This is a genomic window from Streptococcus varani, assembly GCF_001375655.1.
Lineage (GTDB): Bacteria > Bacillota > Bacilli > Lactobacillales > Streptococcaceae > Streptococcus > Streptococcus varani.
The window spans coordinates 346,465-371,009 of the sequence record NZ_CTEN01000001.1 but is presented as its reverse complement, the minus strand read 5'-3'; the positions used below and the strand labels follow the sequence as shown (position 1 = coordinate 371,009).

General features: G+C 40.9%; 23 protein-coding genes. 6 read left to right on the top strand and 17 right to left on the bottom strand.

Annotated features, from left to right (window positions below; genetic code table 11):
• Nucleotides 1-96: 96 nt before the first annotated feature.
• From BN1356_RS01905 to BN1356_RS01865, 8 genes are all read right to left on the bottom strand, one after another.
• Nucleotides 97-1,098: a LacI family DNA-binding transcriptional regulator gene (locus tag BN1356_RS01905; RefSeq protein WP_093649735.1), complete on the bottom strand. Its 1,002-nt coding sequence runs from the start codon at nucleotides 1,096-1,098 to the stop codon at nucleotides 97-99.
• Between the two features lie 92 nt (nucleotides 1,099-1,190).
• On the bottom strand, nucleotides 1,191-3,098 hold the full coding sequence (locus BN1356_RS01900) for an alginate lyase family protein (RefSeq protein ID WP_093649734.1): 1,908 nt from the start codon (nucleotides 3,096-3,098) through the stop codon (nucleotides 1,191-1,193).
• Between the two features lie 379 nt (nucleotides 3,099-3,477).
• On the bottom strand, nucleotides 3,478-6,867 hold the full coding sequence (locus BN1356_RS01895; protein WP_093649733.1) for a polysaccharide lyase family 8 super-sandwich domain-containing protein: 3,390 nt from the start codon (nucleotides 6,865-6,867) through the stop codon (nucleotides 3,478-3,480).
• Between the two features lie 328 nt (nucleotides 6,868-7,195).
• Nucleotides 7,196-8,017: a PTS system mannose/fructose/sorbose family transporter subunit IID gene (locus BN1356_RS01885; protein ID WP_093649731.1), complete on the bottom strand. Its 822-nt coding sequence runs from the start codon at nucleotides 8,015-8,017 to the stop codon at nucleotides 7,196-7,198.
• Nucleotides 8,004-8,789, bottom strand: a complete 786-nt coding sequence (locus BN1356_RS01880; RefSeq protein WP_093649730.1) for a PTS mannose/fructose/sorbose/N-acetylgalactosamine transporter subunit IIC — start codon at nucleotides 8,787-8,789, stop codon at nucleotides 8,004-8,006. The genes BN1356_RS01885 and BN1356_RS01880 overlap by 14 nt, the downstream gene beginning before the upstream one ends.
• A 24-nt stretch (nucleotides 8,790-8,813) precedes the next feature.
• The gene (locus BN1356_RS01875) at nucleotides 8,814-9,305 is read right to left on the bottom strand and encodes a PTS sugar transporter subunit IIB (protein ID WP_093649729.1); all 492 of its coding nucleotides are present in this window, start codon (nucleotides 9,303-9,305) and stop codon (nucleotides 8,814-8,816) included.
• 10 nt (nucleotides 9,306-9,315) lie between these two features.
• Nucleotides 9,316-10,506 (bottom strand): glycoside hydrolase family 88 protein, encoded by a 1,191-nt coding sequence (locus BN1356_RS01870; RefSeq protein ID WP_093649728.1) that lies wholly within the window; start codon nucleotides 10,504-10,506, stop codon nucleotides 9,316-9,318.
• Nucleotides 10,503-10,928, bottom strand: coding sequence for a PTS sugar transporter subunit IIA (locus tag BN1356_RS01865; protein WP_093649727.1), 426 nt, complete (start codon nucleotides 10,926-10,928; stop codon nucleotides 10,503-10,505). The genes BN1356_RS01870 and BN1356_RS01865 overlap by 4 nt, the downstream gene beginning before the upstream one ends.
• A 217-nt stretch (nucleotides 10,929-11,145) precedes the next feature.
• Between BN1356_RS01865 and BN1356_RS01860 the strand changes: the two genes are divergently transcribed.
• Genes BN1356_RS01860 through BN1356_RS01845 form a run of 4 tightly spaced genes read left to right on the top strand, consistent with a single transcriptional unit; the run spans nucleotide 11,146 to nucleotide 14,288 of the window.
• Nucleotides 11,146-11,958: a gluconate 5-dehydrogenase gene (locus BN1356_RS01860; RefSeq protein WP_093649726.1), complete on the top strand. Its 813-nt coding sequence runs from the start codon at nucleotides 11,146-11,148 to the stop codon at nucleotides 11,956-11,958.
• A gap of 15 nt (nucleotides 11,959-11,973) precedes the next feature.
• Nucleotides 11,974-12,615 (top strand): RpiB/LacA/LacB family sugar-phosphate isomerase, encoded by a 642-nt coding sequence (locus BN1356_RS01855; protein WP_093649725.1) that lies wholly within the window; start codon nucleotides 11,974-11,976, stop codon nucleotides 12,613-12,615.
• 14 nt (nucleotides 12,616-12,629) lie between these two features.
• A complete protein-coding gene (locus BN1356_RS01850; RefSeq protein ID WP_093649724.1) occupies nucleotides 12,630-13,631 on the top strand; it encodes a sugar kinase in 1,002 nt (333 codons plus the stop codon).
• 18 nt (nucleotides 13,632-13,649) lie between these two features.
• Complete coding sequence (locus BN1356_RS01845) at nucleotides 13,650-14,288, top strand: bifunctional 4-hydroxy-2-oxoglutarate aldolase/2-dehydro-3-deoxy-phosphogluconate aldolase (protein ID WP_093649723.1); 639 nt, start codon at nucleotides 13,650-13,652, stop codon at nucleotides 14,286-14,288.
• Nucleotides 14,289-14,382: 94 nt separating this feature from the next.
• On the opposite strand, the gene groL is transcribed toward BN1356_RS01845, so the two are convergent.
• The 3 genes from groL to BN1356_RS01830 all read right to left on the bottom strand — a co-directional run bounded on the left by groL (nucleotide 14,383) and on the right by BN1356_RS01830 (nucleotide 17,203).
• Complete coding sequence (gene groL, locus BN1356_RS01840) at nucleotides 14,383-16,011, bottom strand: chaperonin GroEL (RefSeq protein ID WP_093649722.1); 1,629 nt, start codon at nucleotides 16,009-16,011, stop codon at nucleotides 14,383-14,385.
• A 317-nt stretch (nucleotides 16,012-16,328) separates the two neighbouring features.
• Nucleotides 16,329-16,616, bottom strand: a complete 288-nt coding sequence (gene groES, locus BN1356_RS01835; protein ID WP_093649721.1) for a co-chaperone GroES — start codon at nucleotides 16,614-16,616, stop codon at nucleotides 16,329-16,331.
• Nucleotides 16,617-16,810: 194 nt separating this feature from the next.
• Nucleotides 16,811-17,203, bottom strand: coding sequence for a single-stranded DNA-binding protein (locus tag BN1356_RS01830; RefSeq protein ID WP_093649720.1), 393 nt, complete (start codon nucleotides 17,201-17,203; stop codon nucleotides 16,811-16,813).
• 83 nt (nucleotides 17,204-17,286) lie between these two features.
• Here BN1356_RS01830 and BN1356_RS01825 point away from each other — a divergent pair, with 83 nt between their 5' ends.
• Entirely contained in the window at nucleotides 17,287-17,997 is a 711-nt protein-coding gene (locus BN1356_RS01825) for a class I SAM-dependent methyltransferase (RefSeq protein ID WP_093649719.1), read from the top strand.
• A 186-nt stretch (nucleotides 17,998-18,183) separates the two neighbouring features.
• Here BN1356_RS01825 and BN1356_RS01820 read toward each other — a convergent pair whose 3' ends face one another.
• From BN1356_RS01820 to BN1356_RS01805, 4 genes are read right to left on the bottom strand one after another with little or no spacing between them, the layout of a single operon-like run.
• Nucleotides 18,184-19,611, bottom strand: coding sequence for an aminoacyl-histidine dipeptidase (locus BN1356_RS01820; RefSeq protein ID WP_093649718.1), 1,428 nt, complete (start codon nucleotides 19,609-19,611; stop codon nucleotides 18,184-18,186).
• A 57-nt stretch (nucleotides 19,612-19,668) separates the two neighbouring features.
• Nucleotides 19,669-20,295 carry a YtpR family tRNA-binding protein gene (gene ytpR / locus BN1356_RS01815; protein ID WP_093649717.1) on the bottom strand — a complete coding sequence of 209 codons (627 nt, stop codon included), beginning with the start codon at nucleotides 20,293-20,295 and terminating at the stop codon, nucleotides 19,669-19,671.
• A gap of 8 nt (nucleotides 20,296-20,303) precedes the next feature.
• Nucleotides 20,304-20,621, bottom strand: a complete 318-nt coding sequence (locus BN1356_RS01810) for a thioredoxin family protein (protein WP_093649716.1) — start codon at nucleotides 20,619-20,621, stop codon at nucleotides 20,304-20,306.
• A complete protein-coding gene (locus BN1356_RS01805) occupies nucleotides 20,618-20,902 on the bottom strand; it encodes a DUF4651 domain-containing protein (RefSeq protein WP_093649715.1) in 285 nt (94 codons plus the stop codon). The genes BN1356_RS01810 and BN1356_RS01805 overlap by 4 nt, the downstream gene beginning before the upstream one ends.
• A 154-nt stretch (nucleotides 20,903-21,056) precedes the next feature.
• Here BN1356_RS01805 and pepA point away from each other — a divergent pair, with 154 nt between their 5' ends.
• The gene (gene pepA, locus BN1356_RS01800; protein WP_093649714.1) at nucleotides 21,057-22,124 is read left to right on the top strand and encodes a glutamyl aminopeptidase; all 1,068 of its coding nucleotides are present in this window, start codon (nucleotides 21,057-21,059) and stop codon (nucleotides 22,122-22,124) included.
• A 200-nt stretch (nucleotides 22,125-22,324) separates the two neighbouring features.
• Here the strand turns inward: pepA and BN1356_RS01795 are convergent, their stop codons facing one another.
• The gene (locus BN1356_RS01795) at nucleotides 22,325-23,518 is read right to left on the bottom strand and encodes an acetate kinase (RefSeq protein ID WP_093650038.1); all 1,194 of its coding nucleotides are present in this window, start codon (nucleotides 23,516-23,518) and stop codon (nucleotides 22,325-22,327) included.
• Between the two features lie 56 nt (nucleotides 23,519-23,574).
• Entirely contained in the window at nucleotides 23,575-24,525 is a 951-nt protein-coding gene (locus BN1356_RS01790; protein ID WP_093649713.1) for a class I SAM-dependent methyltransferase, read from the bottom strand.
• Nucleotides 24,526-24,545 lie beyond the last annotated feature (20 nt).

Below are 24,545 nucleotides of genomic sequence, written 5' to 3'. Positions count from 1 at the left end.
AAGACTATTTCGTCTATTATAACATACCCACTGTTTTAGGTGAAAAAACCGTCCAAAAACAGAGAGAACCTCAGTTATCCAAGATTCTCTCTGTTTCTATTTAGTTGATTCTCTCCAATTAATACTGCAATTTAAAACTTGTTGTCTCTCTTCTTGGTCTAACCCTTCGATTTGATCAATCAAAATTTTCGTTGCCTGTTCTCCTTCTTGGAAAGCAGGCTGTACAATAGTTGTAACACTCGGCGAAGATAAGTCTGTCCATTCCGTATTATCAAAACCAATCAAACCGATATTCATATCTTGGAATTTCATTTTCTTCAGCGCAGTGAAGACAATCGGTAACGCCCAGCAGTTAGGAACAAAGACCAATGTCTTTCTATCTGCACGAACAGTATTCTGCAGAAAGAGAGAGATGTCTTCTACCGTTGTCTGTCCATCGTCAATGATATAAGTGGCATAGGATAAACTACTATCTGTTAAAGCGTCAATATAACCCGAAGCCCGTTCAATACGAGTGCTCAACAAACTTGTATCCGCTGTTATAATAATGAAATCTTCGTAACCTTTTTGGACACATGCTTGTGTGGCATCATAGACAGCATCATAATTATTGGTTTTAACCCAATTTGACCGATGCTCGTACAACTGGCTATCAAAGAAAACCAAAGACTTTTTGGTTTCTTGGCTGATTTTAGCGTATTTCCTAAAATTTGAAGTAGGTTGAATAATAAAACCATCAACTCCAAGACGTAACATATTTTCAATGTAACGATCCTCACTCTCAGGATCATAATTACTATTCCCAACTATTACTTGATAGCCTCTTTTTTGGGCGATATTCTCAATACCTTTGACAATTTGATTCGAAAAAGAATTTGTAATGTCTCCGATCAACACACCGATTAACTTTGTCCGTTTAGAATTCAAACTTCGGGCGACAATACTGGGCTCATATCCCGTCTCTTGGATCACATTTTTTATTTTTTCACGCGTTTCCTGAGACATTTTTTCGTATCTTCCATTCAAATAGAAAGAAACTGTTGTTTTAGATGTCTGAGCCATTTCCGCGATATTTTTAATGGTAATTTTTCGTGACATTGTAACGATTCCTTTGTACATTAATGAATACTTCTTCTTATTATATCATATTCATCTTCTATTATTCGTATTCGGCAATTTAGTGGACAATTTTAGTGCTTGAGTCGAATCAGACGTTGAGTCTTTTTGTCATATACAATCACTTTCCCTCGGCACTTGATCCCTTCAACCATAAACAACTTGTCTCCCTTTACAATATCTTGGTCCAATACAGCTACGATATAATGAAAATCAGCTCCTTTAAATTCCCAAGCTTGGGCACCGGCAAGAGTTTGATGACTTCCTACTTGATAAACATCTAGAGACCTGACCCTGCTATCATGACTTACAAAAATAGTGGAGTCAAAACAATGATTCTGAACGGTCTGTTTTTTTACAATTTTGTGACTTGTTTGAATTTGATTGTACTTTTTAGAAATTGGCATCTCTACTTCCTGAAAAGGCTCTTGACTGATCACTCTAAGGTCAGCAAGGCAACCATTCTCAAAACGAAGATTTTGATCTAAAACAAATTGCGTTGTAAATGTATGACTCCCTTGACAGTCCACTCGGTCAAGCACAATAAAAATCCCATTTGGCAAGATCAATACTTGTCTCTGGTGTTGATAATTTGCTTCGGCAAGAAAAGTGGTTTGAGAAAAACCTTCTATTAGAAGGAACTCTCCTTCTTCCTTCAAGCGACAAAATTGGGATCCAGGATAACTTTCATAACTCCAGGAATCCTTAATCCTCTCAGGAAGCTTGTTCTCAATAAAGCAAGTTGAATGGCTAACTGCGCTCTTAAGTGAGTATCTGAGCGCTTCTTCTTTATACGTATAGCGGCCCGGGTCAATAAAAACGGGCTTGCCTTTGTAATAGAGACACAGACTATTTTGATCACTATGTGTATGCGCGCTTCCCATAGGACCGCTTTTGAAAAACACTTGATAGCCATCTTTCTTTATACAAATATGACCAGACGACTCAAAATGATGTGACTGGGGCAAAATATCTTCTCTCTTCAATTGAGCAAAGATTCTTACTCCTTCTTTACCAAAGAGCATCAATGAGTCTACATCCACAAAGGAAAAGGCTGAAGATTTCAGACTTGGAGATTGCAAGAGGATGCTAGCCAGAGTTAATATATCTCTGGTATCTGACTGATCACTATCTCCCAATGCAATCTGTTTGTGGTCCGGCCCGGTCATCATCTGGATATAGTAAGCCATTTTCTGAAGGGTCTTTTCAAGCAAGGGCAAATAAGAGGGAACCAATATTGCCAATTCCGAAAGAGCTTTAAATACTTCTATATGGTACATAATAGATTGTTCATATTGACTACCATCTTCCAGTACCTGAAGACTAACTTGCAAGGACAACTCTTTTTCTGCAAATACCTTTGCCTCTTGAATCTCTATATCATCTTCAAAATAATAGGCGGCCAAGAGAATAGCGGTAGTCTGTAAGATTCCCCAGTTGCTTAGACTGTATTTGTCTATATACCGATCCACTAAGTAGTGAAGTTGCATTTCTAAGGAGCGGAGTAGTTTATCTTTTTGCTCAGGTGTAAGCACGTCAAAGTGAATCAAAAAGAGTAAACACTTGACCCAGTTAAAACAACGAATCCCTGTATCCAAGGTACGACAAGCTAAGGATTGCGGTTCTAAAACCAAGTCAGAATCAGCCCAATCTATCATCAAGGTTTTTGCTTTTTCCAGATAGGCCTTATCTGCTTTCGCAACATAAGCAGTCATTAAAGTAACTAGGAATGCTTGACGATTTAACATGAAATTCCATTCAGGATCATCAGTAATGGCACGGTCCCAGATGATTGGATCCAAATGATATGGAGTTTGACAAGGCTCCATGTCCCAGTTATGGTCAAAGACAAAGGTGTTGTCCATAACCAACTCAGCCTTTCTTATCATTTCTTTTCGCTCTTCTGCTTGATACTTTTCAATATATTGACGACAAAAATCAATGTCAAAAGTTTGAAAAAATTCTTCTATTTTATTTGTCATATTTTTCCCTTTTGTATTAGTAACTTTGAAAGGCAAAGTCTTTCTCTATGAAAAGAAAATCTTTTCTATACCTCTCTATCTGCTGTGAAATAAAATCGAAAGTAATGATTCTAAAGTAATCTAGCTAAACTCAAAAAATCAAACAACAAGAAGGGACAAAACAAGTCCCTTCTTGACTGGTCATTTTTCCAACAAATCAGCTACGAGAACTAAAGGTTCTAGTTTATCTAATACTCTTTGAAAATTAATATTAGATTTTGTTAAAACTCTTTGCCTACCACTAGCTAGGCCTGTGTCGCTTTACCTCATCTATTTTTGATTTTCTTTGGGTATAACCCACCTTGAACTTTTCATCTTTAAACTGAATGCGGTATCTACATCAAGCTTTGGGGGTCTTCTTTTTTCTTGTAAAATAGATGACTAGACCAAAGACCAAAAAACCTGCCAGAGAAAGAAGAATCCCTTTCTTCTCTCCAGTTTGAGGTAGCTTCACAACCGAACCATTTTTCTTCTCACTGTTTGTGTTTGCATCTGATGTGCTTGGGCTATTAGCCTGGCTACTAGAGTTTTGAGTCGAGGTGATTTCAGAAGTTGTAGTGGTTGCCAAACTTGATTTCTCAGCCACCTGAACTGTCCAAATGCTGGATGGAGCTGCCATTGTTGCAGCTACTTCAAGAGATACTTTTGTAGTTTTAGACATTGGATAAACAGGTTGCTCTGTTGACTTAGTCTCTGGATTATAATATGAAACTCTGTATCCATTATCTAACTCCTGAACCGTATAAAGTCCAGCTTTAGTCAGCTTCACATCATCATTCAAGGAATAGTCCCCATCAACATATTTGACAATACCCCATACTTTTTCATTCCTATCATAAACAACTTGCAAATCTTTATCTTGGTGTTGCACAGACACCGCCTTACCTAACTCTTGCATTTCTTCCATTGATTTGTTTGGAATCATGACATAGGCGTAATGGCTACTTTCCTTTGATTGCTCATGCCAAAGACTTAGGAAGCGATTTTGTACAGGCGCCGAGGATTGTCCATGATTAATATCACTCCACTTACCTGAACGTTCTTCTACTTGCGCATGAGTGCTTAGGTCATTCAGGAAAACATAGCCGATAGATTGCTTGATATCTCCGTTTGTCATGTAGAAAGATTGGGTTTTATCCGTCACAACATCTTTGGATAAATCAATAGGAGCTCCATTTAGATAGTAGGTATAATTCTGACCAGGAGACAATTTCCGATTTTCAATTGTTGTTACAGCTCCTTTGTCTGAGGAATGTTGGACATCCGTACCCAAGAAGACAAGTTTGTCCCCTATGATGAACCAAGCTTTACGAGCCTGCAAACTATCGTTCCAATTGTTGAAGTCCATAGCAACTGTAGCCAAACGACTATCCAACTGTGTCGCGCCAACAAAGCTACTTTTTAAGGTCACTTCTCCACTTCCATCTTCTCGCATATCATTGGTCACTGTGGTTCCTGGCAAACGATAAGGATTAACCGTTGCCCAATAGTCTTGGCTATAGTGACCCAAATCTCCATTGTAAAGATAAACCATTCCATCAGAAGTATACCAACCACGACGGTTTTCATTGTTCATATCTTCGTAATTCTGTGTACGTGATGAATACATGCTGATACCAAAGGCATAATCTGATTGAGCATTGTGGTAAACAAATTTATCCATATTGTTAAAAGCTGCTATTCGATCCCTATCTTCAACTGGAGAAATAGTTGTATCTGACAAAATCTGGTTGAAGAGTTCAATATCCCGATAAGACTTCAAATTATTGTAAGCACTGTAAAAAGTGTCGGATTGGAGATGGCCTTTTACAATAGCACGAAGTTTCGCTTTATTTTCATTACTAGAAGCCTCTGCCAGCCTAGCCAGTGATCGAAGGATTTCAACTGCCTGTACGTGGGATTGTCCTGTCGCTCGACTGATGGATCGACCGCGGGTCATATCCATCAATTCCCCTTTCACGAGAATGGGAGCATAGGCCCGGTCGATCCATTCATAAAGTATGGAGAGGTTATTGCTATCCAGAGCAAATTCTGTTGACTGTACAACGGGCAATAACTGAGAAAATCCATCGATTAGAACATTTCCATAGGCACCTGTATAGGCTACATTTGTGTGGTCAATATAGGAGCCATCTTCATAAAACCCTTCACCTTTGTCCACAAATTTTAAAATAGTACTTAAACCATGAACTCCGTCTCTAATGCGTTGGCTATCTTCACGGAGAGCACCTTCTAAAATAGCTACTTTGCTAAGATCTGTTTGATTTCCTCCCACAGCAGGAGTCGCCTGTGTAGTAGTCGAACGAATCATAGAAACATTGGGAACAAACTTAGAAATAGGTGCAGTATACTTATTAATTTCTTCTTGACTAAAGTAAGGATGCAAATAAATCAAAATATCAACGATGGCACGAGGAGTCCCAATTTCGTAATCCCACCAATTGTCACTAATTTCTTTTTGCTCGTTATAGACTTTGGTATTTAACCAAGCCATCCCATTTCTTATTTTTTCTAATAGATCTCTATTGCGATAAAATTGTGAATTCGGGTTTTCAAAAACCTGCGCCATTTGCTCTAAGCGACGGTAAGCAGTTGTTAAATGCTTAGAACTAGTAAAATCAATATCGCTAAAAATCGTCTTTGTAGCTAAGCTTGGTTCGATCCATTTGGTTAGTGAATCAGCAACACCCGTTTCAAGAGTTCCAAGAAAAGCCTTCATATGCTCATCTGCTGGATTATAACTCTTATTGGACAGAGAGTTTACCTCCCAATTTTCACGAACTTGACGAAAAACAGTATCTGTATAGGGAGATACCTCTAAAGTAAAGTTCGAGCGCTTCTCATCACCTTCATAAACTGAGATTTCAGTACTGCCGGCAGCCAAGGGATAAATCATTTGATTTTCGAGACGAGCAATACTAGGATTTGTTATTTCATAGCGGAGATCTTTGCGAGCTGGCAAATAAACCTTGTTGCTCATCAAACGAACGACTCCTGACTCAGGAGAAGACTTGTCTACCTGGGGGTTTTCTATTGCGGGATTTGATTCTTCCGGCTTGATAGACTCTTTCAAAGAAACATTATCAAACCATGCTTCTCCTACACTATTTTCAAAGAACAATTCAACTTTAACCTTTTTTGTTCCCTGTGGCAAGGCAATATTACGCTGGATATGGGCATTTTTTGTCCCACTCACAAAATCTGTATAAAGAAAATCTTTATTCACTTCTTTTCCAGTCTCATCCAATACTCTCACACGAGCTCGAACACCACTTCCCTTAACCTCCTTGGTTTCCACATCGTATTCCAAAACATATTCCTTACTGGAATCCACCACAAGAACCTGTCCCAAGGCCACACGATAAGCGGCTATCGCACGAATAGAAAGCCTGCCTTCTTCCACACTAACAGCACCATTTTTCTTGTCCACTTCAGCCGGGATCCAAGGATCATCCCAAGTAAGAGCTGCTAGTTTAGACCAATTCCCACTCGCAACTACAGTATTTTCAAAAGCCCCATTTTGAATTAAGTTTGTTTTTTCATTTAGATTCATTTCAGTTGATTCTTCCACTGAAGCGATTTCTGATATTTGCTCTGTGGTAACTGTTGTATCTGAACTAGTAGAAGTCTCTTCCGCCGAGGAAGAGTTTCCAAAAAATAGGAGAGAAAGCAATACGGAGCCAAGTCCGATTCCAAACTTTCCAACACTCATTTTTCCTTTTCTTTGCATGCGACACATTTTCCTTTCATAACATACCTACCGACTGATGCAGCTTGGAAGTTGCTGAAACCCATAAAGAGTGATATTTCATTGCAATTCCAGAACACAATATAAAACCATACACGGTTTAAAGAAAAGAGACAGAGGCCGTAGTGCCCCAATCTCTTTGTTTTCAACATTATTTTCCTGTACCTGCCATCTCACCAAAACTTATCCAAAAACGATCTTTTTTAGAAAAGATTAACTCTTAAATAAGGTTTGACAGAAGGAACAAGAGAGATCGTTGCCAGAGTGACACACAGATAAGAAATACTTATCATTTTCAATAGTTTTTAGATTAAACTAAGATTCCTAGCCAACTTCCAACAATTCCGATAACCACTGTAAGGATAACCAATTTGTAAGTTGTCCATTTTTTCTGTCTAATAAGGTAGAACATCAATAAAGTAAAGAGAGCTGGTAAAAGAGCTGGTGCGATTTTGTCCAACATTCCTTGGATAGTCACAAATTTTTGAGCAGCATTGGTTGCATCAACTTCTCCTGCCGCAAATTGAATCGGAATCATCATTTTTACCGAAGTAGCTGCAAGCCCTGCGATAACCGTTACACCGATAATATTAGCAATTCGAGACACAACAGCCATCTGCTCACTCAATTTATCGATAAAGCTGGTTCCCACTTTGTAACCGTACAAACCACTGCCAACCTTGATTCCTGTGAGGATGATATTCATGGCCAAGAAGAATAGAATCGGACCGATAATCAAGCCATCACTAGCAAGGGATGCCGCAATCGTTGAGAATAAAGGTGCTAGACAGAACTGAGACAAGGAATCCCCAATACCAGCTAACGGACCCATGAGAGCCATTTTTATATTTCTAGTTTCTTCTTCTGGTCGCTCATTTTCTAACATTACCAAATGTAAGCTGGTAATAAATGGTAAGAAGTGAGGATTTGTATTATAGAACTCACAGTTTTCTTCCAAAGCTTTGCAAAGTTCTTTCTTATCCTCTCCGTAGTGTTTCTTCAAAGCAGGATACATGACATTGGCATAACCAAGACCTTGGTAGTTGCTATAGTTGAAACCATTTTGTAAGAAGAATGCTCTAAGAGCTGTTTTAGTGTAATCACCTTTTGTTAATTTATTAGATCCAGTCATCTTGTTCATCTCCTCCTGAAACCACTACAGCTTCTGTTCTTTTTGGTTTATTGTAAAACTCCATTAAGGCAAACATAGTACCAATGATAGCGATACCGATTGTAGGAACACCTAAGTAAGTCGCACAGACATAACCGAGCAACACGAATGGAATAAGTTCTTTTTTCGCCATGACAGAAAGGATCATTGCAAAACCAATTGCTGGAAGCATTTTACCTGCAACAGTCAAACCATTCAACAAGACTGGTGGGATAAAGTCAACCAAATGAATCAAGGTATCCATGGACAAAGCTCCCACTACACCCAAAGCAAAGCCGATAAGAGCAAATATCCAGATTGTACTATTTGCGATAATTTTGAAACCTTTAATATTGCCATTACGCAAATGCTTGATAGCGCTTTCAGGCGATCCCGCAAAAGCTGTATAAGCAAATGTTTGTAAGAATTGGATAGCAACTGCAATTGGCGTTGACAGAGCCAAGGCTGCTTCTGGCGATACTTTGCCCGCACTGGTAATAGCCATTAGGGTACCAAAGATACCAGGGCCGATTGGATTGGGTGGAACAGTTCCCCCTGCTCCGACACCGAAGCCCATATAAGCCAATTCAGAAATGGCTCCCATAGCAAGAGCTGTCGGAATATCACCGACGATAATCCCTACCCCAAAGGATAAGATGATACAACGGTTAGTGTAAATGCCCAGAAGCATACCACTAAAGCAAAATGCTGTCCACAAGCCAATTAATATTGCTTGAATTACGTTTATTTCCATAAGGTTCTCCTTGTATGAATATGATTAAACATAGTCCAATAGATTCACTTCTAGTGCTCCATCGTTCCCTGTTGGTGTTGTTTTCGTATTAAAATCAACCTGATACCCTTCGCTTAATTCGCGAATGATTCGCCGTTCTTCATCTCCTAGGAAAATGGAGCGCGTCACACGCTCTTTTCCTTCTGCATTGTGGATATTTCCAATATTCAATTCTTTAATTGGAACGCCCCCCTTTATCAAAGCTTGAGCGTCTTTCAAATCTTTAACAATTAAGAAGATTTGCTGGGCAGGACTTGCTTTGTGAATAATATCAATAACTTTTTGAACTGAGAAAAATCTCATTACAATTGAAGTCGGAACAACCGTTTTCATCAAGGTCTGTTGAATCTTATCTTCTGAGACCTCGTCATTAGCTACAATGACAGTATTGCAATTGAGCGACTTGATCCACAACTGTCCCTGTCCATGAATTAAGCGTTCATCAACACGAGTCATAACAATATTTGGTGTTGTCATAATTTCCTCCTCACCAGTAAATTTCCCAATCCTTATAGAATCGGAGCAAAGCTTCTAGATAATAGTAGTCCCCCCAGATATTGCCTTCGTCCACCCCTTTACCTGAATGCCAAGAATAGACTCCATGCAAGAGTAGGGGACTACCCTCTTGTGGAACGTCTGTGGCATAATGATTGATAAGCGACCGCAACATAACATGCATTGCATGACGATAAGTCTCTCTATCTGGATCTACTTCCGGAAGGTACTTCAACATTTCATGAATCCCACAAACAGCAATAGCTGTAGCAGAGGAATCACGCGACTGATCACTCTCATCACCAAAAATTAAATCCCAATAAGAGACCGAATCCTCAGGCAAGCGATTCAAAAAGTAGTTGGTTACCCCTTTAAACAAATCAAAGCACTGTTCATTCTTAAGATGACGATAACCCAAGGGGATACCGTAGATGCCCCAAGCTTGTCCACGTGCCCAACAGGAATCATCACTATAACCTTGTCTGGTTACACCCTTCAACGGCTGACCAGTTTCTGGGTCGAAATAAAACGTATGAAAAGAAGAAGCGTCATCCCGAATTACATGGTTTACCGAGGCATAAAAATGATTTTTCGCAACTTGATAATAAGTTGAGTCCCCTGTTTGCTCATATGCAAAAAACAATAATTGAATATTCAGAAGGCAATCAATAATCAAGCGATAATGCTCTGCTTTTCCTAATTCACCCCAAGCTTGAATGAAACCACCTTTTTCTTGGTAACGCTCCATCAGCTTATCTGCTGCTGCCAAAGCAGCTTCGCATGCTACTTGATCCCCATTGATCCGGTATTCTGCTACACATGATGGTGTATATAAGAAGCCCAAATCATGGTGGTCTAGTTCAACTTGATTGCGAACCCGGTCTAGAAAGGAGCGAACATTACAGGAAGCCAAGTTCTCAAATGCCTCATCTCGACTGTATTCAAATGCTAGCCAAAGGCAACCTGTCCAAAACCCATTGGTCCATTCCGTATTATCCATTACCTTATAGATATTTTGAAAAGTAGCTGGTGTTGGATAATCTTCTTTAAAATAATCCATGTTCAAAGCCAACTGTTTGACAGCACGCTCAATCGCTTCTTCAATCTCTTGACGCCTTAACCAACTCTCTTTTGTAAATCGCTCCGGTCGAATAATTTCTTCAATTGCGACTTCTTTTATCATATTCCCTCACCATCTTCTTCCGCTTCAGCTGAAGGCTTAAACAAGTCCTTGGCGCTCATGATTCCAGATTTAGCACTGAAAATCACTTTTTCAACTGCATCATCCCCTAGACTTGTAACACCTAATGCAACCTCCAATAACATGGAAAGGTTTAAACCTGAAATAGCTTCTATTGTTTGTGTCTCCGAACGAAGAGCTCGTGCGGCAGCTAATTTAAAGGGAGTCCCTCCCAATAAATCACATAAAATCAAAACCTCATCTTCATTTACAAGAGAAACTTCCAATTTCTCTTCCAATTCCTGACTTGTCATGGAATCTGAGAAATCAATCGCTTCAACGTGTTCTTGTTTTCCAGCAATCATTTCCAATGAAGAGAGATAACCACTAGCACAATGACCATGTCCTAATAAAATAACTTTCATTTTTCCTCCTTTTTGTTTACCGGTTCACTTTACTTTTTTCATTTTATAGGACTTTTTAATCTTTGTCAAGCCTTTTTTTGAAAAAATGTAACCGTTTTTTTAATTATTTTTTATTTTTTTTGCTTCTTTCAATAAAAAATAGTTGACATAGAGAGATTAAAAAACTAAAATAACAGTAAATCGGTTTACTAAACTAACTTTAAAGGAGTTTTATTTTATGGAAAAAACATTCTCGCTCTCTCAATTCTCACTCGATGGAAAAATCGCCCTGATTACAGGTGCTTCTTATGGCATTGGATTTTCTATCGCACGCTCCTACGCAGAAGCTGGAGCAACAATTGTATTTAATGATATAAAACAAGAACTGGTGGATAAGGGACTAGCTCTTTATGAAGAATACGGCATCCGCGCTCATGGTTATGTTTGTGATGTTACGGATGAAATTGGCATAAAAGCAATGGTAAAACAAATTGAATCCGAAGTTGGGACAATTGATATTTTAGTAAATAATGCTGGGATCATCAATCGCTGCCCAATGTTGGAGATGGAAACGAGCGATTTTCGTAAAGTCATTGATATCGATCTAACCGCTCCCTTCATCGTTGCTAAGGCTGTTTTACCATCTATGATTGAAAAAGGGCACGGTAAAATAATCAACGTCTGCTCCATGATGAGTGAACTAGGTCGCGAGACCGTGGCAGCTTATGCGGCAGCCAAAGGTGGATTGAAGATGCTGACCAAAAATATTGCTTCCGAGTTCGGTGGCGCTAACATTCAATGTAACGGCATTGGTCCTGGTTATATTGCAACACCGCAGACAGCTCCTCTTCGCGAATTGCAGGCAGATGGTTCACGACACCCATTTGATCAATTTATCATCGCAAAGACTCCTGCGGCTAGATGGGGAGTACCAGAAGATTTGGCAGGACCTGCTGTCTTTTTAGCTAGCGAAGCAAGCGATTTTATCAACGGACACATTCTTTATGTGGACGGAGGTATATTGGCTTACATCGGAAAACAACCACAATAGGAGGAAAAGAAAACAATGAAAATTGCACTTATTAATGAAAATAGTCAAGCAACTAAAAACTCCCTCATTTATGAGACTCTCAATGAAGTTGCCAAAGAAAAAGGTTTTGAAGTTTACAATTACGGAATGTATGGCAAAGAAGACGAAAGTCAGCTCACTTATGTTCAAAACGGTTTACTAGCTGCAATTTTGCTCAATAGCAAAGCAGCAGATTTCGTCATTACCGGTTGCGGCACGGGAGTTGGGGCCATGGTTTCCTTAAATAGTTTCCCAGGAGTCGTCTGCGGCATTGCATCAGAACCAACTGACGCCTATCTTTTTTCACAAATTAACGGTGGTAATGCTCTATCCCTACCTTTTGCAAAAGGATTCGGATGGGGAGCTGAATTAAACTTAAAATTGATTTTTGAACGTCTCTTTGCTGAACCGATGGGCGGCGGCTATCCAAAAGATCGCGTGGTCCCAGAGCAACGCAATGCTCGTATTTTGAACGAGATGAAAACGATTACTCATCGGGATCTGTTGACCGTTTTGAAAACAATTGACCAAGATTTCTTGAAAGAAACCATTGCTGGGGAATATTTCCAAGAATATTTCTTTGAAAATTGTCAAGACGAAGCCATTGCAGATTATCTCCAGTCGCTTCTTTCCCATTAATCCAGGCGGCAACTATGGGAAAAATCTTATTTTTCGGAGAACCTCTCATCCGAATTACACCTCAAAACTTTGACTCACTACACGACGGCGCTACCTCTTCTATACATTACGGAGGTTCTGAAATCAATGTCGCTTGCGCCCTCCAAGCTTTCGGTATGCAAACTAGCCTTCTATCTGGGCTTCCCCATAATGGGCTAGGCGATAGTTTCCTCACTTTTTTAAAACAACATGGCATTGATACAGAAAGTATTTGTCGGATTGGAACACGTATGGGTGTCTACTATTTAGAGGATGGATTTGGTTGTCGGCAAGGAAAAGTCATCTACGATCGATCCAACACAAGCATATCCGAAATAAAAATAGATATGTTGGACCTCGAAAGCCTCTTTTGCGGGGTCAGTCACTTTCACTTCAGCGGCATCTCAATTGCCATTAGTCCGTCTTGTAGGGAGTTACTAGAAAACTTGCTCATAGAAGCAAAAAAAAGAGAAGTTTCCATTTCTTTTGATCCTAATCTCAGACAACATATGATCAGTATCCAGGAAGCAAAAAAAGAATTTTCTCGCTTTGCTAACTATGCCGATTACTGCTTTGGTATTGAACCCCTACTGTTAGATAGTGACGATTCCACACTTTTTGACCGTGAAAACAGCTCATTGAACAATCTTGAAAAGCGCATGCGAAACTTAAAAGAGAAGTTTCAATTGAAAGCCATTTTCCACACTATTCGAAAAATAGATGAGAGCGGTATAAATTATTACCAAGCTTTTGCTTATGACGGTACTTTCCATGCATCAAAAAGATTGAAAACTAGAAGCCTTCAGAGGATTGGAAGTGGGGATGCATTTGTAGCAGGTGCGCTCTATAAATTACTTACCTCATGTGCTATGGACGAATCTCTTAACTTTGCAGTCGCTGCTGGTAGCTTTAAATGTACCATTGCCGAAGACCATCTCCACCATCAGGCAAAGCAAATTGAGGAATTACTTGCCCATCATAAGGATGTATTACGTTAAAAAAGAACAGGAGAACCAATGAGTAAATCTGAAACCATTGTTCATTTAAAAAAAGAGAACTTAGTATCTGTCATCCGAGGATCTGACAAATCCGAAGGACTTCACTGTGCGATAGCTTGTATTGAGGGTGGGATTTCAGCGATAGAAATAGCCTACACCAACTCCGAAGCTAGTAGCATCATCAAGGAATTGACTTATTTATATAAGGATAATTCTTCTATCATTATTGGTGCTGGAAGTGTATTGGATGCTGAAACTGCTCGATTAGCAATATTAGCAGGAGCTAAATATATTGTTTCCCCATCTTTCCACTCAAGCACAGCCCGACTCTGCAATCGCTACGCCATTCCTTATATTCCTGGCTGTATCAGCTTGACCGAGATGGTAACAGCTCTGGAAGCTGGATGTGAGATGATTAAACTTTTCCCTGGAAATCTATCTGGCCCCTCCTACATCAAAGCCATAAAAGCACCTCTTCCTCAGGTTGCCATTATGGTAACAGGCGGAGTCAATATAGAGAATATTTTAGACTGGTTTGCTGCAAAAGCAGATGCCGTCGGCATTGGAGGGGAATTTAACGAACTTGCTGCAAAAGGGGACTTTGATAGCATCCGAAATTTGGCTCAGAAGTACAGCGCTCTTTTGCCAAAAGATTGATCTTCCACATCTACTTTATAGTCACTTAATAAAAAAAAGACCAAGTCTCTCATTTTCGAGAGAATCGGTCTTTTTTTGCTTATTAAAACGAAACTTACATCATACCGCCCATCATACCTGGGTCCATGCCTGCTGGCATAGCTGGGGTTGCTGGTTCTGGTTTGTTGGCTACGACGGCTTCGGTTGTCAAAATCAGACTAGCGACAGAAGCCGCATTTTGAAGAGCAGAGCGAGTCACCTTAACTGGGTCAATGATACCAGCTTCCACCATATTGACCCACTGTCCATCAGTAGCATTGAAGCCAGTACCCAGTTCACTGTTTTTCAAGTGTTCAATAACAACAGAACCTTCATAGCCCGCATTGTAGGCAATTTGGCGGACTGGTTCTTCCAAGGCACGAAGGACAATGTTGCGTCCTGTTGCTTCATCACCAGTCAAGTCCAGTTCTGCTACCTTCCCAATAACATTAGCAAAGGCCGTACCACCACCGGCCACAATGCCCTCTTCAACTGCTGCGCGAGTTGCGTTGAGGGCATCTTCGATACGGAGTTTCATTTCTTTCAATTCCGTTTCAGTTGCTGCTCCGACCTTAATGACAGCCACGCCGCCAGCTAGTTTAGCCAAACGTTCTTGTAATTTTTCACGGTCAAATTCAGAAGTCGTTGTTTCCAGTTGAGATTTGATGAGGTTGACACGATTAGCAATGGCATCGTTAGCACCAGCGCCTTCTACAATAACAGTAGAATCTTTATCAACAGTTACTTTAGTCGCTTGACCAAGGGCACCCATGTTGGCATCCTTGAGTTCCAAACCGAGATCCTCTGTGATGACAGTCGCTCCTGTTAAGATAGCAATATCTTCTAGCATAGCTTTGCGACGATCACCAAAACCTGGTGCCTTAACCGCTACAACATTGAAAGTTCCACGGATTTTATTAAGGACCAAAGTCGGAAGCGCTTCACCATCTACATCATCCGCAATAATCAAAAGCGGACGATTGGTTTTCAGAATTTCTTCTAGGAGAGGAAGAATCTCTTGGATGTGAGAGATTTTCTTGTCTGTGATGAGGATGAATGGATTTTCCAATTCAGCCATCATTTTCTCATTATCCGTTACCATATATTGAGACAGGTAGCCACGGTCAAACTGCATCCCCTCAACCACTTCCAACTCTGTTTCCATACCACGTGATTCTTCGATAGTAATCACACCATCTTTGCCCACGCGCTCCATAGCTTCAGAAATGTACTGGCCAACTTTCTCAGAACGTGAGGAAACAGCCGCAACCTGAGCAATAGCTTCCTTGTTAGCTACTGGTTGAGCAATAGCTTGCAAATCTTCCACAGCAGCCGCAACAGCCTTTTCAATTCCACGACGAATACCAATTGGATTGGCACCCGCAGTCACGTTTTTCAAACCTTCACGAACGATGGCTTGTGTCAAAACGGTTGCTGTCGTAGTCCCGTCACCAGCAATGTCGTTTGTTTTTGAAGCCACTTCAGATACCAATTTGGCACCCATGTTCTCAAAGTGATCTTCCAATTCAATTTCTTTTGCGATGGTCACACCGTCATTGGTGATAAGAGGCGATCCAAAAGCTTTCTCCAAAACAACATTGCGTCCCTTAGGCCCCAAGGTTACTTTCACTGTATCTGCTAAAATATCCACACCACGGACCATTGCCGCACGCGCATCTGCTGAAAATTTAATCTCTTTTGCCATTTTTAAGATATAAAGGGCATCTAACAGACAAGCTCAAAACAGGAAACTAACTGACAATGCTTGTATCTAAGCCATAGTTGCCCTTTTTGCAGCCATCCCTAGTCCGTATTCAGTTAGACTAAATACGAACCGACCCCTTTTCTCCCTTCTATTTTCTACTGTTTTATAGTTCCTTATAATCTTCTTGTCATAAGTTATGATACCAATTCAATCAGAAAGCAAAGGAAAAGCGTCTTTCTTACTCAACTTTCTGATCAGGTCTCAATTCTTTCTTGATGTAAAGTGGTTGGTTGACATGCCACCTTCATCTGTTTTTCTTACCCAATAATTGCTAAAATATCACTTTCACGAATAATGGTCACTTTTTCGTCGCCATCTTTCACTTCTAGACCAGGGCCATTTTCGACTAAGACCTTATCGCCCACTGAAACATTTGGAGCCACCAAATCACCTGTCAAGGTACGAATCCCTTGTCCAACTGCTAGGACTCTTGCAGTCTTACTAGTTTCACGACTAGCCCCTGCCAATACAAAACCGCCTGCTGTTTTTTCTTCTGTTTCTTCAAATTGAACGACGACACGGTCGCCTAAAGGTTTCAAAGCCATACTTTCTTCCTCCATTTTTTGAAATAATAAAGGGGTAATCCCCCTTTTAGCACTCGATGTATGTGAGTGCTAATTCCTACATTCTTTATTTTATCACTTGGTCAAAATTAGTCAAGAGAAGAGAGACATTTTTTTCAAAATCAGACCTTGGACTGAAAAGAAAAAAGATTGGTTTCCCAATCTCTCTCCAATCCTTAAAATGGCAATTCTTCCCCCTCCAAGACAATATCCGAGAGGTCCTCACCTGCATTGTTTTCCCGCATAGCACGTTGGGCGCGACTTTCCAAAAGTTGAAAGGCTTGGCAGAGCACTTCTGTCACATAACGGTTGCTGCCGTCTTTTTCATAGGTGCGACTGCGCAATTCACCCTCAATGGAAATCAGACTTCCCTTCCCAGCATAAGAAACCAGTGTTTCAGCCAACTTACCCCATAGCACAACATTGAGAAAATCCGCTTCACGTTCCCCGTTCTCATTTTTGAAACGGCGATTCACCGCGACTGTTACATGGCAGACCGATTTTCCATTAGGTGTTTGAGTGAGCTCAGGTGTCGCCGTTAGACGGCCAATCAATAACGTTTTATTCATTTTATATCCTCCTATCTAATCTATTCGTAGAAAAAATAGAAAATGCATGGTTTTTTGATACAATAAAAGAAAAGGGAGTACTTATGACAACAAATCTAGACCATTATCGCCAGATGCTTGAACAGCCTTGGGGGAAAATCCAGTATGAAATGACTTTTGCCCAGTTAGCTCATTTAGAAAACAAGCAGATTCTTGACTTCGGTGCCGGATTCGGTCTGACCAGCGAATTTCTCTCCAAGAAAAACACCGTCATAGCTGTCGAACCAAATGAGGAAATGCTCTTGGCAGATAAGACCCACACTTTCAAAAAACTGGTGGGCTCCTTAGAAGTCCTAGCTGACTTTCCCGACCAATCCTTTGATATCATCTGTTGCCACAATGTCTTAGAATATATCGAACCAGAAGAACGTCCCCATTACCTAGCCCAATTCAAACGCCTTTTAAGAACAAACGGCCTCTTGTCTATTATTAAGCACAATCAAGTTGGAAAGGTTATTCAGAGCGTAGTTTTCCATAACGATGTCAATACTGCTCTAGAATTACTCAAAGGCCAAGAGTTCAACAGTCCATCCTTTACCCAAGGAAGCACCTATACTATAGATGAACTAGTCGACATGAGCCAACTAGAGTTGGAAAAGTATTTAGCCGTTCGCAGTTTTTATAGCCTGCAACCTAACGAATTCAAGACCCAACCAGACTGGCTCGAAAAGATGACCCAGATCGAATTAGCTGTTGCAGACCTGACACCCTATAAGGACATGAGCTTCTTACAACATGTTTGGTTGAAAAAATAGAAAAAAGCTATCCCCAACATCTGGAAAGGCTACTAATACTCTTTGAAAATAAACACTTGATAAGTTAGCCTACCACGAGGTATGCCTACGTCGCTTTACCTCGCCTGTTTTTACTTTTCTTTGAGTATAATATACTCCACACAAAAAACGGTCCCGCAAAGACCGTTTTCTTGTTGTTTGAAACCATTATCTCATACTGGCTAAAAGTGCCTTTGTATAGTCCCATACACGCGCCACAGAGTCAATTTCTAGGTGTTCTTTGGTGGAGTGGACATCATAGATATTTGGACCGTAGCTGATCATATCACAATCTGGCAGGGCATGTTTTAGGAAACCACACTCTAGCCCTGCATGGATGGCATCCACTTGGGCCTCTTGTCCAGACACTTCTTTATAGACGGCTAGACATTGCTCTCTCAATGCACTTTCTGGCTCATAATCCCAACTTGGATAGTCGTGGTTACGGCTGAAAGAACCGCCACAGAGTTCTACCAGGAGACGCAACTTATCTGCCATCACTTCCAATTGACTGGCTACTGAGGAACGCAGAGAAGTATGTAAGATGAATTTACCTTCTTCTTCGACCATGACCGCATTATTGAGAGACGTTTGTACCAAGCCTTCCATGTCTTGTGACATGACTTGAACCCCATTTGGTAGAAGAGTAAAGAAGTTCAATAATCGCTGAGTCAAATCTTTACTATAAACCTCTGCTACGTCAGCCGGCACGACCTCAAGAGTCAACTCTGGATCTGCTGTGAAAAGTTCTTTTTTCAAGTCCCTGACCACAGCATCTACTACCGCACGCGCTGCCACTTCATCTTCCACGACAAAGCTGGCAGTTGCTACACTTGGGATTACATTGTCTCGACTACCACCAGAGAGACTCGCAATCTGCATGTCTGTCTTCTTAGCTACAGCAGACAAGAGGTGCATCAAGAGAAGGTTGGCATTGCCACGTTCTTGATGGATTTCCATACCGGAATGTCCCCCTTTAAGCCCGGAAAGACTAATTTGCAGACCAGCGCCTTTTGCCTCTTCTTTTTCAAGAGCAAATGCACTAGAAATGGTCGCACCACCTGCACAACTCGTGTAGAAAATCCCCTCTTCTTCGCTATCGATATTGATAAGACGCGTTCCTTCTAACTGGTCTGATTGGATAGCAGCTGCGCCCTCCATAGTCGTTTCCTCATTAGTTGTTACCAAGATTTCAAGGGCAGGGTGCTGGTAATCACCATCTAAGAGAGCCAGTTGCATGGCTACTGCAATCCCATTGTCCGCGCCAAGCGTTGTATCCTTAGCGCGCAAGATAGTACCATCAACTACCATCTCAATCGGATCCTTAGTGAAATCATGGCTAGAATCCGCTGTTTTCACACAGACCATATCCATGTGTCCCTGGATAATCACAGGTTCTGCATTTTCATATCCGGCTGATGCTGGCTTGCGAATGATGATATTCCACATCTCATCCTGACTGACCTCAAGATTTCTTTCCTTGGCAAAATTGACCAAGAAATTGGAGATTCCTTCTTCATGACCAGATTCACGCGGAACCTGATTCAGGGCATAAAACCAATCAAAAACTGCTTTTGGTTCAATATTCAAACTCATCTTATCCTCCTATAAAGAGCTTAGGTCTCCCCCAAGCTCTGCATCTTATTTTAATCTTTAACCAGCTGTCCAATGCTTGTCTGCATCAAAAGCTTGACCAACGACTGCATCTGCTGCCAATTCGATAATGCCACGTTTTTGTGGAGCGTTTGGCAGAGCCAACTCGCGAGGCGAACACATCATACCATAGCTATCTTCCCCACGTAATTTCCCAGGGAAAATCAGGCTACCACTTGGCATCATGGCTCCAGGAAGAGCAACAATAGTTTTGAGACCGACCGCTGCGTTTGGGGCTCCTGCCACGATTTGCACTGTTTTTTCACCAACATTGACTTGGCAAATATGGAGATGGTCACTATCTGGATGAGCTACCATTTCCACAATTTGTCCCACGACGAAGACTGGCCCAGAAGTATTTTCCAAGAATTCTGAGAAACCTTCCTTAGCTAACTCACTATTTAGAACCGCAAGATCTTCATCTGATAAAAAGACCTGTCCTTGTCCATCCAAGTTTACTAAGCTAGATGCTTCAAAAATATTCCAAGCCAAAGTTTGGCCCGTTTCATCTGCAAAAATGCGGGCTACCTTGCCCTTGCGCTCAACACTGCGTTTGATATCCTTAGTATCCTGCAAGATGACCATGAGGACATCACCGACTTGTTCTTTATTATATGAAAAAATCATCTTCTCTCCTATTTTAAACCAGCCAAAAAGCTGTTGATTTCTGTTTTCGTTTTTCGGTTCTTATCTACAAAACGACCGATTTCTTGTCCATTTTCTACAACGACAAAGCTAGGAATCCCAAAGATATCCCACTGTTGAGCGACTTCCATGAAATCATCACGGTTAATCCTTACAAAATTAAATTCTGGATTTTCTGCTTCAATATCTGGCATCACCGGATAGATAAAGCGGCAATCCGGACACCAGTCCGCCGTGAAAAAGAGAACTGTCTTTCCTTGTTCTTCAAGCACATCTGCCAATTCCTCATAGGTATTCGGTATCATCATCGTCCTTCCTCCCCATAAATAATTTCACCGGCCTGGTTTTCAAAAAGGTAAACTGGCCCCTCTTTCATAACCACTCCTCCAACCAAGACTTCTTTACTGGATTGACTTTCATCAACAAAAACAGTCACAATAGTCCCAAAATCCGCAAAAAATTCCCGTACTTGTCTAAGGGCCACTGCCTTTTGGCGATCTTCTTGAACATCCAGATGATACTTAGCACTAGCCGCCAATATACCGGCTCCCATCAAGCCTGCTAGCAAGGCTGTCTTCTTCTTATTCATACCACATATTGTATCATAAAAGAGACTTCCAGCGGTTGATTTGACTATGATTTTGTAAGATTATTCATGAATAAATAGCTGTTTGAAAGCTGAGATTTGTCCTATAAAGTGATACAATAAGGTATCATCATTCTCTAATAGAATCGAGGCAAAAATGACAGATTTATATACAAAAATTAAGGAAGTGACTGAACTACAGGGCTTGCCAGGTTTTGAAGGACAAATTCGAGACTATCTTCGCAATCGTATGACACCCTATATAGACCGATGCGAGACCGATGGTCTAGGTGGTATTTTTGGGATAAAAGAAAGCAAAGATATTGATGCCCCGCGCATCATGGTAGCAGCTCATATGGATGAAGTCGGCTTTATGATCAGCGATATCAAGGCCGATGGAACCTTCCGCGTTGTGGAACTAGGTGGGTGGAATCCACTGGTCGTATCCAGCCAAGCCTTTCAACTGATTTTAGCAGACGGTCGTCAAATTCCTGCCATTTCAGGCTCTATGCCCCCTCATCTAATCCGGGGTAGCAATGGAACAAGCGGACTTCCTGCTATCGGGGACATTATCTTTGATGCCGGCTTTACTTCCAAAGAAGAGGCCTGGAAATTTGGTGTTCGACCTGGAAACCTACTCGTCCCCAAAAATGAGACTACCCTAACTGCCAATGGCAAAAATATCATCTCCAAGGCCTGGGATAACCGTTATGGAGTCCTTATGGTGGCGGAATTGTTGGAAAATCTTTCTGATCAAAACTTGCCAAACCAATTAATTGCTGGTGCCAACGTTCAAGAAGAAGTTGGTTTGCGAGGTGCCTCCGTATCCACCACCAAATTTGACCCAGAAATCTTTCTGGCAGTGGACTGTTCTCCAGCTGGTGATGTATTCGGCGAACAAGGCGCTATTGGTGACGGAACCCTGATTCGCTTCTATGACCCAGGTCATATCCTGTTGCCAAACATGCGTGACTTCCTTCTGACAACAGCCGAAGAAGCTGGCATCAAATACCAGTATTACGCAGGAAAAGGAGGAACCGATGCAGGTGTTGCCCATTTGAGAAACTCAGGCATCCCTTCAACAACCATTGGAGTTTGCGCTCGTTATATCCACTCCCATCAAACGCTCTATAATATGGATGATTTCCTACAAGCTCAATCTTTCTTGCAAGCTCTTGTTAAAAAATTGGACCGCTCTACCGTGGATTTAATCAAACAATATTAAGAGGAACTTGCAGTTCTAACTGCTAAAAAGTCGTCTAAATTTAAGCAAAACCTTAGTAAAAAGATTCAATTTACGACCAAGAAGGTAAAAATTCTTAGAGAAACTAGTAGAATAGTCTTTCTAAGAGTTTTTATTTTTCAAGAGACAAAAAAAGATTGAAGTTCTCATCCATAATGGACTTTTCCTTCAATCTTTTTCTTTTATGCATTTTTCAAACGTTCTACTTCACGAGCAATGACCAATTCTTCATCGGTTGGGATGACTAAGACACGAACTTTTGATTCTGGCGTCGAAATATCCCCAAAGTTCCCGAAAACATTCTTAGATGGATCCAATTCGATACCAAACCATGATAAGCCGGCAATGACATCATTACGCAGTAGCGGAGCATTTTCACCCATTCCTGCGGTAAAGATAATAGCATCTGCACCGTTGAGAACAGCCATGTATTGACCAATAAATTTCTTGATACGATCGGCAAAGATGTTGTATGCCAAAACAGCATTTGGGTTATTTTCTTCCAAACCAGATTCAATATCACGCATATCACTTGAGTAACCTGAAACCCCTAGTAAGCCAGATTCCTTATTGAGCATATTAACAACTGCCGCTGCATCCTTGAGTTCAGGAACATTTTCAATCAAGTAAGGGATGATGGCTGGGTCAATATCACCCGAACGCGTCCCCATCATTGGACCAGCGAGTGGTGTAAAGCCCATCGAAGTGTCAACTGACTGACCGTGGTAGTTCGCAGTGATAGAGACACCATTTCCGATATGAGCTGTAATTAGCTTCAACTCTTCGATTGGACGACCCAACAATTTAGCTGCTTCATGAGCGACATAGAAGTGACTTGTCCCATGTGCACCATATTTGCGAACCTTGTTTTCAGTGTAATATTTTTTCGGAATCGGATAAAGGTAAGCATGCTCAGGCATCGTTGTATGGAAGGCTGTGTCAAAAACAGCGACATTCAAGACTTCTGGTAACACTTCTTCAAAAGCACGGATAGCTGCGACGTGAGCCGGATTGTGAAGTGGAGCCAAAGCACTTAGTTCTTCGATTTGTTGGATTTCTTCTTGTCCAATGACTGCCGATTCTTTAAAGATTTCACCACCAGCAACAACACGGTGACCAATACCAGTAATCTCCTCGTAGTTCTCGATAATATTGTGTTTAAGCAAGTCCCCCAAGAGAATTTTAACAGCAATTGTGTGGTTTGGGATATCTAGTGTTTCACTCTCTTTTTTCCCATCGTATTTAACTGTCGAAATCGAATCATTGAGACCGATACGCTCAATAATACCCGCTGCTAAAACAGTCTCTTCTGGCATTTGATAAAGTTGCCATTTTAGACTTGAACTACCTGCATTAATTGCAATTGTTTTTGACATAATATTCCCCTTTTTAAACATTAAGCGTTTCCTAAATTAGTATAACAGATTTTCACTTAAATTGCATGCTCAGCTTTCCATTTTTTAAAGTCAGCGACAAAAGCCTGTAAGTGTTCCCCGCTCTGTAAATCATGGAGCGGATAAACAAAGGCTTCAATACCTGCATCCTGTTTCTTTTGTAAGACAAGAATGGATTTCGCCATACTCTGATTGCCAAAAAGATTGGTCGGAAGAGTGATCATAGCGAGAACACTAGCCTGCTCCTTTAACCACTTTTTCAATAGAGGACTTTGTTGACTAGTCAGCAAATCATTCGGTGCCAAGAAAATCGCATAACCATCTTGCTTGAGGTATTTGAGAGACTGCTCCATCAGCAAATGGTGGGCATAGGTATATTCCTCTTGACTCGCCACTTGATACCGCTTAGCAATAGCATCGTCTGGATAAAAACCAATGGGCAAATCACTGATGATGACCTGGCTTTCCTTGAGGATTTGAGGACGGACTGCATCTCCTTGGGCAAAACCGATGTTCGCTCCCATGACCTCTGCAGTAGAAGCCGACAAATCAATCAATAAATCATCCACTTCAATCCCTAGATAATCTAGCTTCTTTTGACTATGATTGAGAATGGTCTGCGCTAAATTCCCAGTTCCAGAGCCAATTTCCAAGACAGATATAGCCTCTTCCTGAACCAACTCATCCAAGAGAAAGGTCATCAAGAAGCCGATACTATCAGGGGTAAACTGGTGATTGTACTGCATGGGTTCGGTCTGATTGGCCTTGATCAAGAGAAACTGGAAACTACGACGCCATTCTTCCTTGGTCAAATTCAATTTCTTTAGCCGAAGGTTATTGCCATGAATCAATTCATCCTCTGAACCGGAACTATAAGCAGCATTCTGCTCAATCAGCGCATCATAGATGTTGGTTCCAAGTCGATTTTGGATGTTTTGGACATTTTCTAATAAGAGATCATAAGCCTCTTCAATTTTTTCAAAATTCATGCTTCTATCATAACAAAAAT

Excerpts from the sequence above, each read along its gene's own strand:
- BN1356_RS01905 (WP_093649735.1), bottom strand. The coding sequence starts at position 1,098 with ATGTCACGAAAAATTACCATTAAAAATATCGCGGAAATGGCTCAGACA.
- BN1356_RS01900 (WP_093649734.1), bottom strand. The coding sequence starts at position 3,098 with ATGACAAATAAAATAGAAGAATTTTTTCAAACTTTTGACATTGATTTT.
- BN1356_RS01895 (WP_093649733.1), bottom strand. The coding sequence starts at position 6,867 with ATGCAAAGAAAAGGAAAAATGAGTGTTGGAAAGTTTGGAATCGGACTT.
- BN1356_RS01885 (WP_093649731.1), bottom strand. The coding sequence starts at position 8,017 with ATGACTGGATCTAATAAATTAACAAAAGGTGATTACACTAAAACAGCT.
- BN1356_RS01880 (WP_093649730.1), bottom strand. The coding sequence starts at position 8,789 with ATGGAAATAAACGTAATTCAAGCAATATTAATTGGCTTGTGGACAGCA.
- BN1356_RS01875 (WP_093649729.1), bottom strand. The coding sequence starts at position 9,305 with ATGACAACACCAAATATTGTTATGACTCGTGTTGATGAACGCTTAATT.
- BN1356_RS01870 (WP_093649728.1), bottom strand. The coding sequence starts at position 10,506 with ATGATAAAAGAAGTCGCAATTGAAGAAATTATTCGACCGGAGCGATTT.
- BN1356_RS01865 (WP_093649727.1), bottom strand. The coding sequence starts at position 10,928 with ATGAAAGTTATTTTATTAGGACATGGTCATTGTGCTAGTGGTTATCTC.
- BN1356_RS01860 (WP_093649726.1), top strand. The coding sequence starts at position 11,146 with ATGGAAAAAACATTCTCGCTCTCTCAATTCTCACTCGATGGAAAAATC.
- BN1356_RS01855 (WP_093649725.1), top strand. The coding sequence starts at position 11,974 with ATGAAAATTGCACTTATTAATGAAAATAGTCAAGCAACTAAAAACTCC.
- BN1356_RS01850 (WP_093649724.1), top strand. The coding sequence starts at position 12,630 with ATGGGAAAAATCTTATTTTTCGGAGAACCTCTCATCCGAATTACACCT.
- BN1356_RS01845 (WP_093649723.1), top strand. The coding sequence starts at position 13,650 with ATGAGTAAATCTGAAACCATTGTTCATTTAAAAAAAGAGAACTTAGTA.
- groL (WP_093649722.1), bottom strand. The coding sequence starts at position 16,011 with ATGGCAAAAGAGATTAAATTTTCAGCAGATGCGCGTGCGGCAATGGTC.
- groES (WP_093649721.1), bottom strand. The coding sequence starts at position 16,616 with ATGGCTTTGAAACCTTTAGGCGACCGTGTCGTCGTTCAATTTGAAGAA.
- BN1356_RS01830 (WP_093649720.1), bottom strand. The coding sequence starts at position 17,203 with ATGAATAAAACGTTATTGATTGGCCGTCTAACGGCGACACCTGAGCTC.
- BN1356_RS01825 (WP_093649719.1), top strand. The coding sequence starts at position 17,287 with ATGACAACAAATCTAGACCATTATCGCCAGATGCTTGAACAGCCTTGG.
- BN1356_RS01820 (WP_093649718.1), bottom strand. The coding sequence starts at position 19,611 with ATGAGTTTGAATATTGAACCAAAAGCAGTTTTTGATTGGTTTTATGCC.
- ytpR (WP_093649717.1), bottom strand. The coding sequence starts at position 20,295 with ATGATTTTTTCATATAATAAAGAACAAGTCGGTGATGTCCTCATGGTC.
- BN1356_RS01810 (WP_093649716.1), bottom strand. The coding sequence starts at position 20,621 with ATGATGATACCGAATACCTATGAGGAATTGGCAGATGTGCTTGAAGAA.
- BN1356_RS01805 (WP_093649715.1), bottom strand. The coding sequence starts at position 20,902 with ATGAATAAGAAGAAGACAGCCTTGCTAGCAGGCTTGATGGGAGCCGGT.
- pepA (WP_093649714.1), top strand. The coding sequence starts at position 21,057 with ATGACAGATTTATATACAAAAATTAAGGAAGTGACTGAACTACAGGGC.
- BN1356_RS01795 (WP_093650038.1), bottom strand. The coding sequence starts at position 23,518 with ATGTCAAAAACAATTGCAATTAATGCAGGTAGTTCAAGTCTAAAATGG.
- BN1356_RS01790 (WP_093649713.1), bottom strand. The coding sequence starts at position 24,525 with ATGAATTTTGAAAAAATTGAAGAGGCTTATGATCTCTTATTAGAAAAT.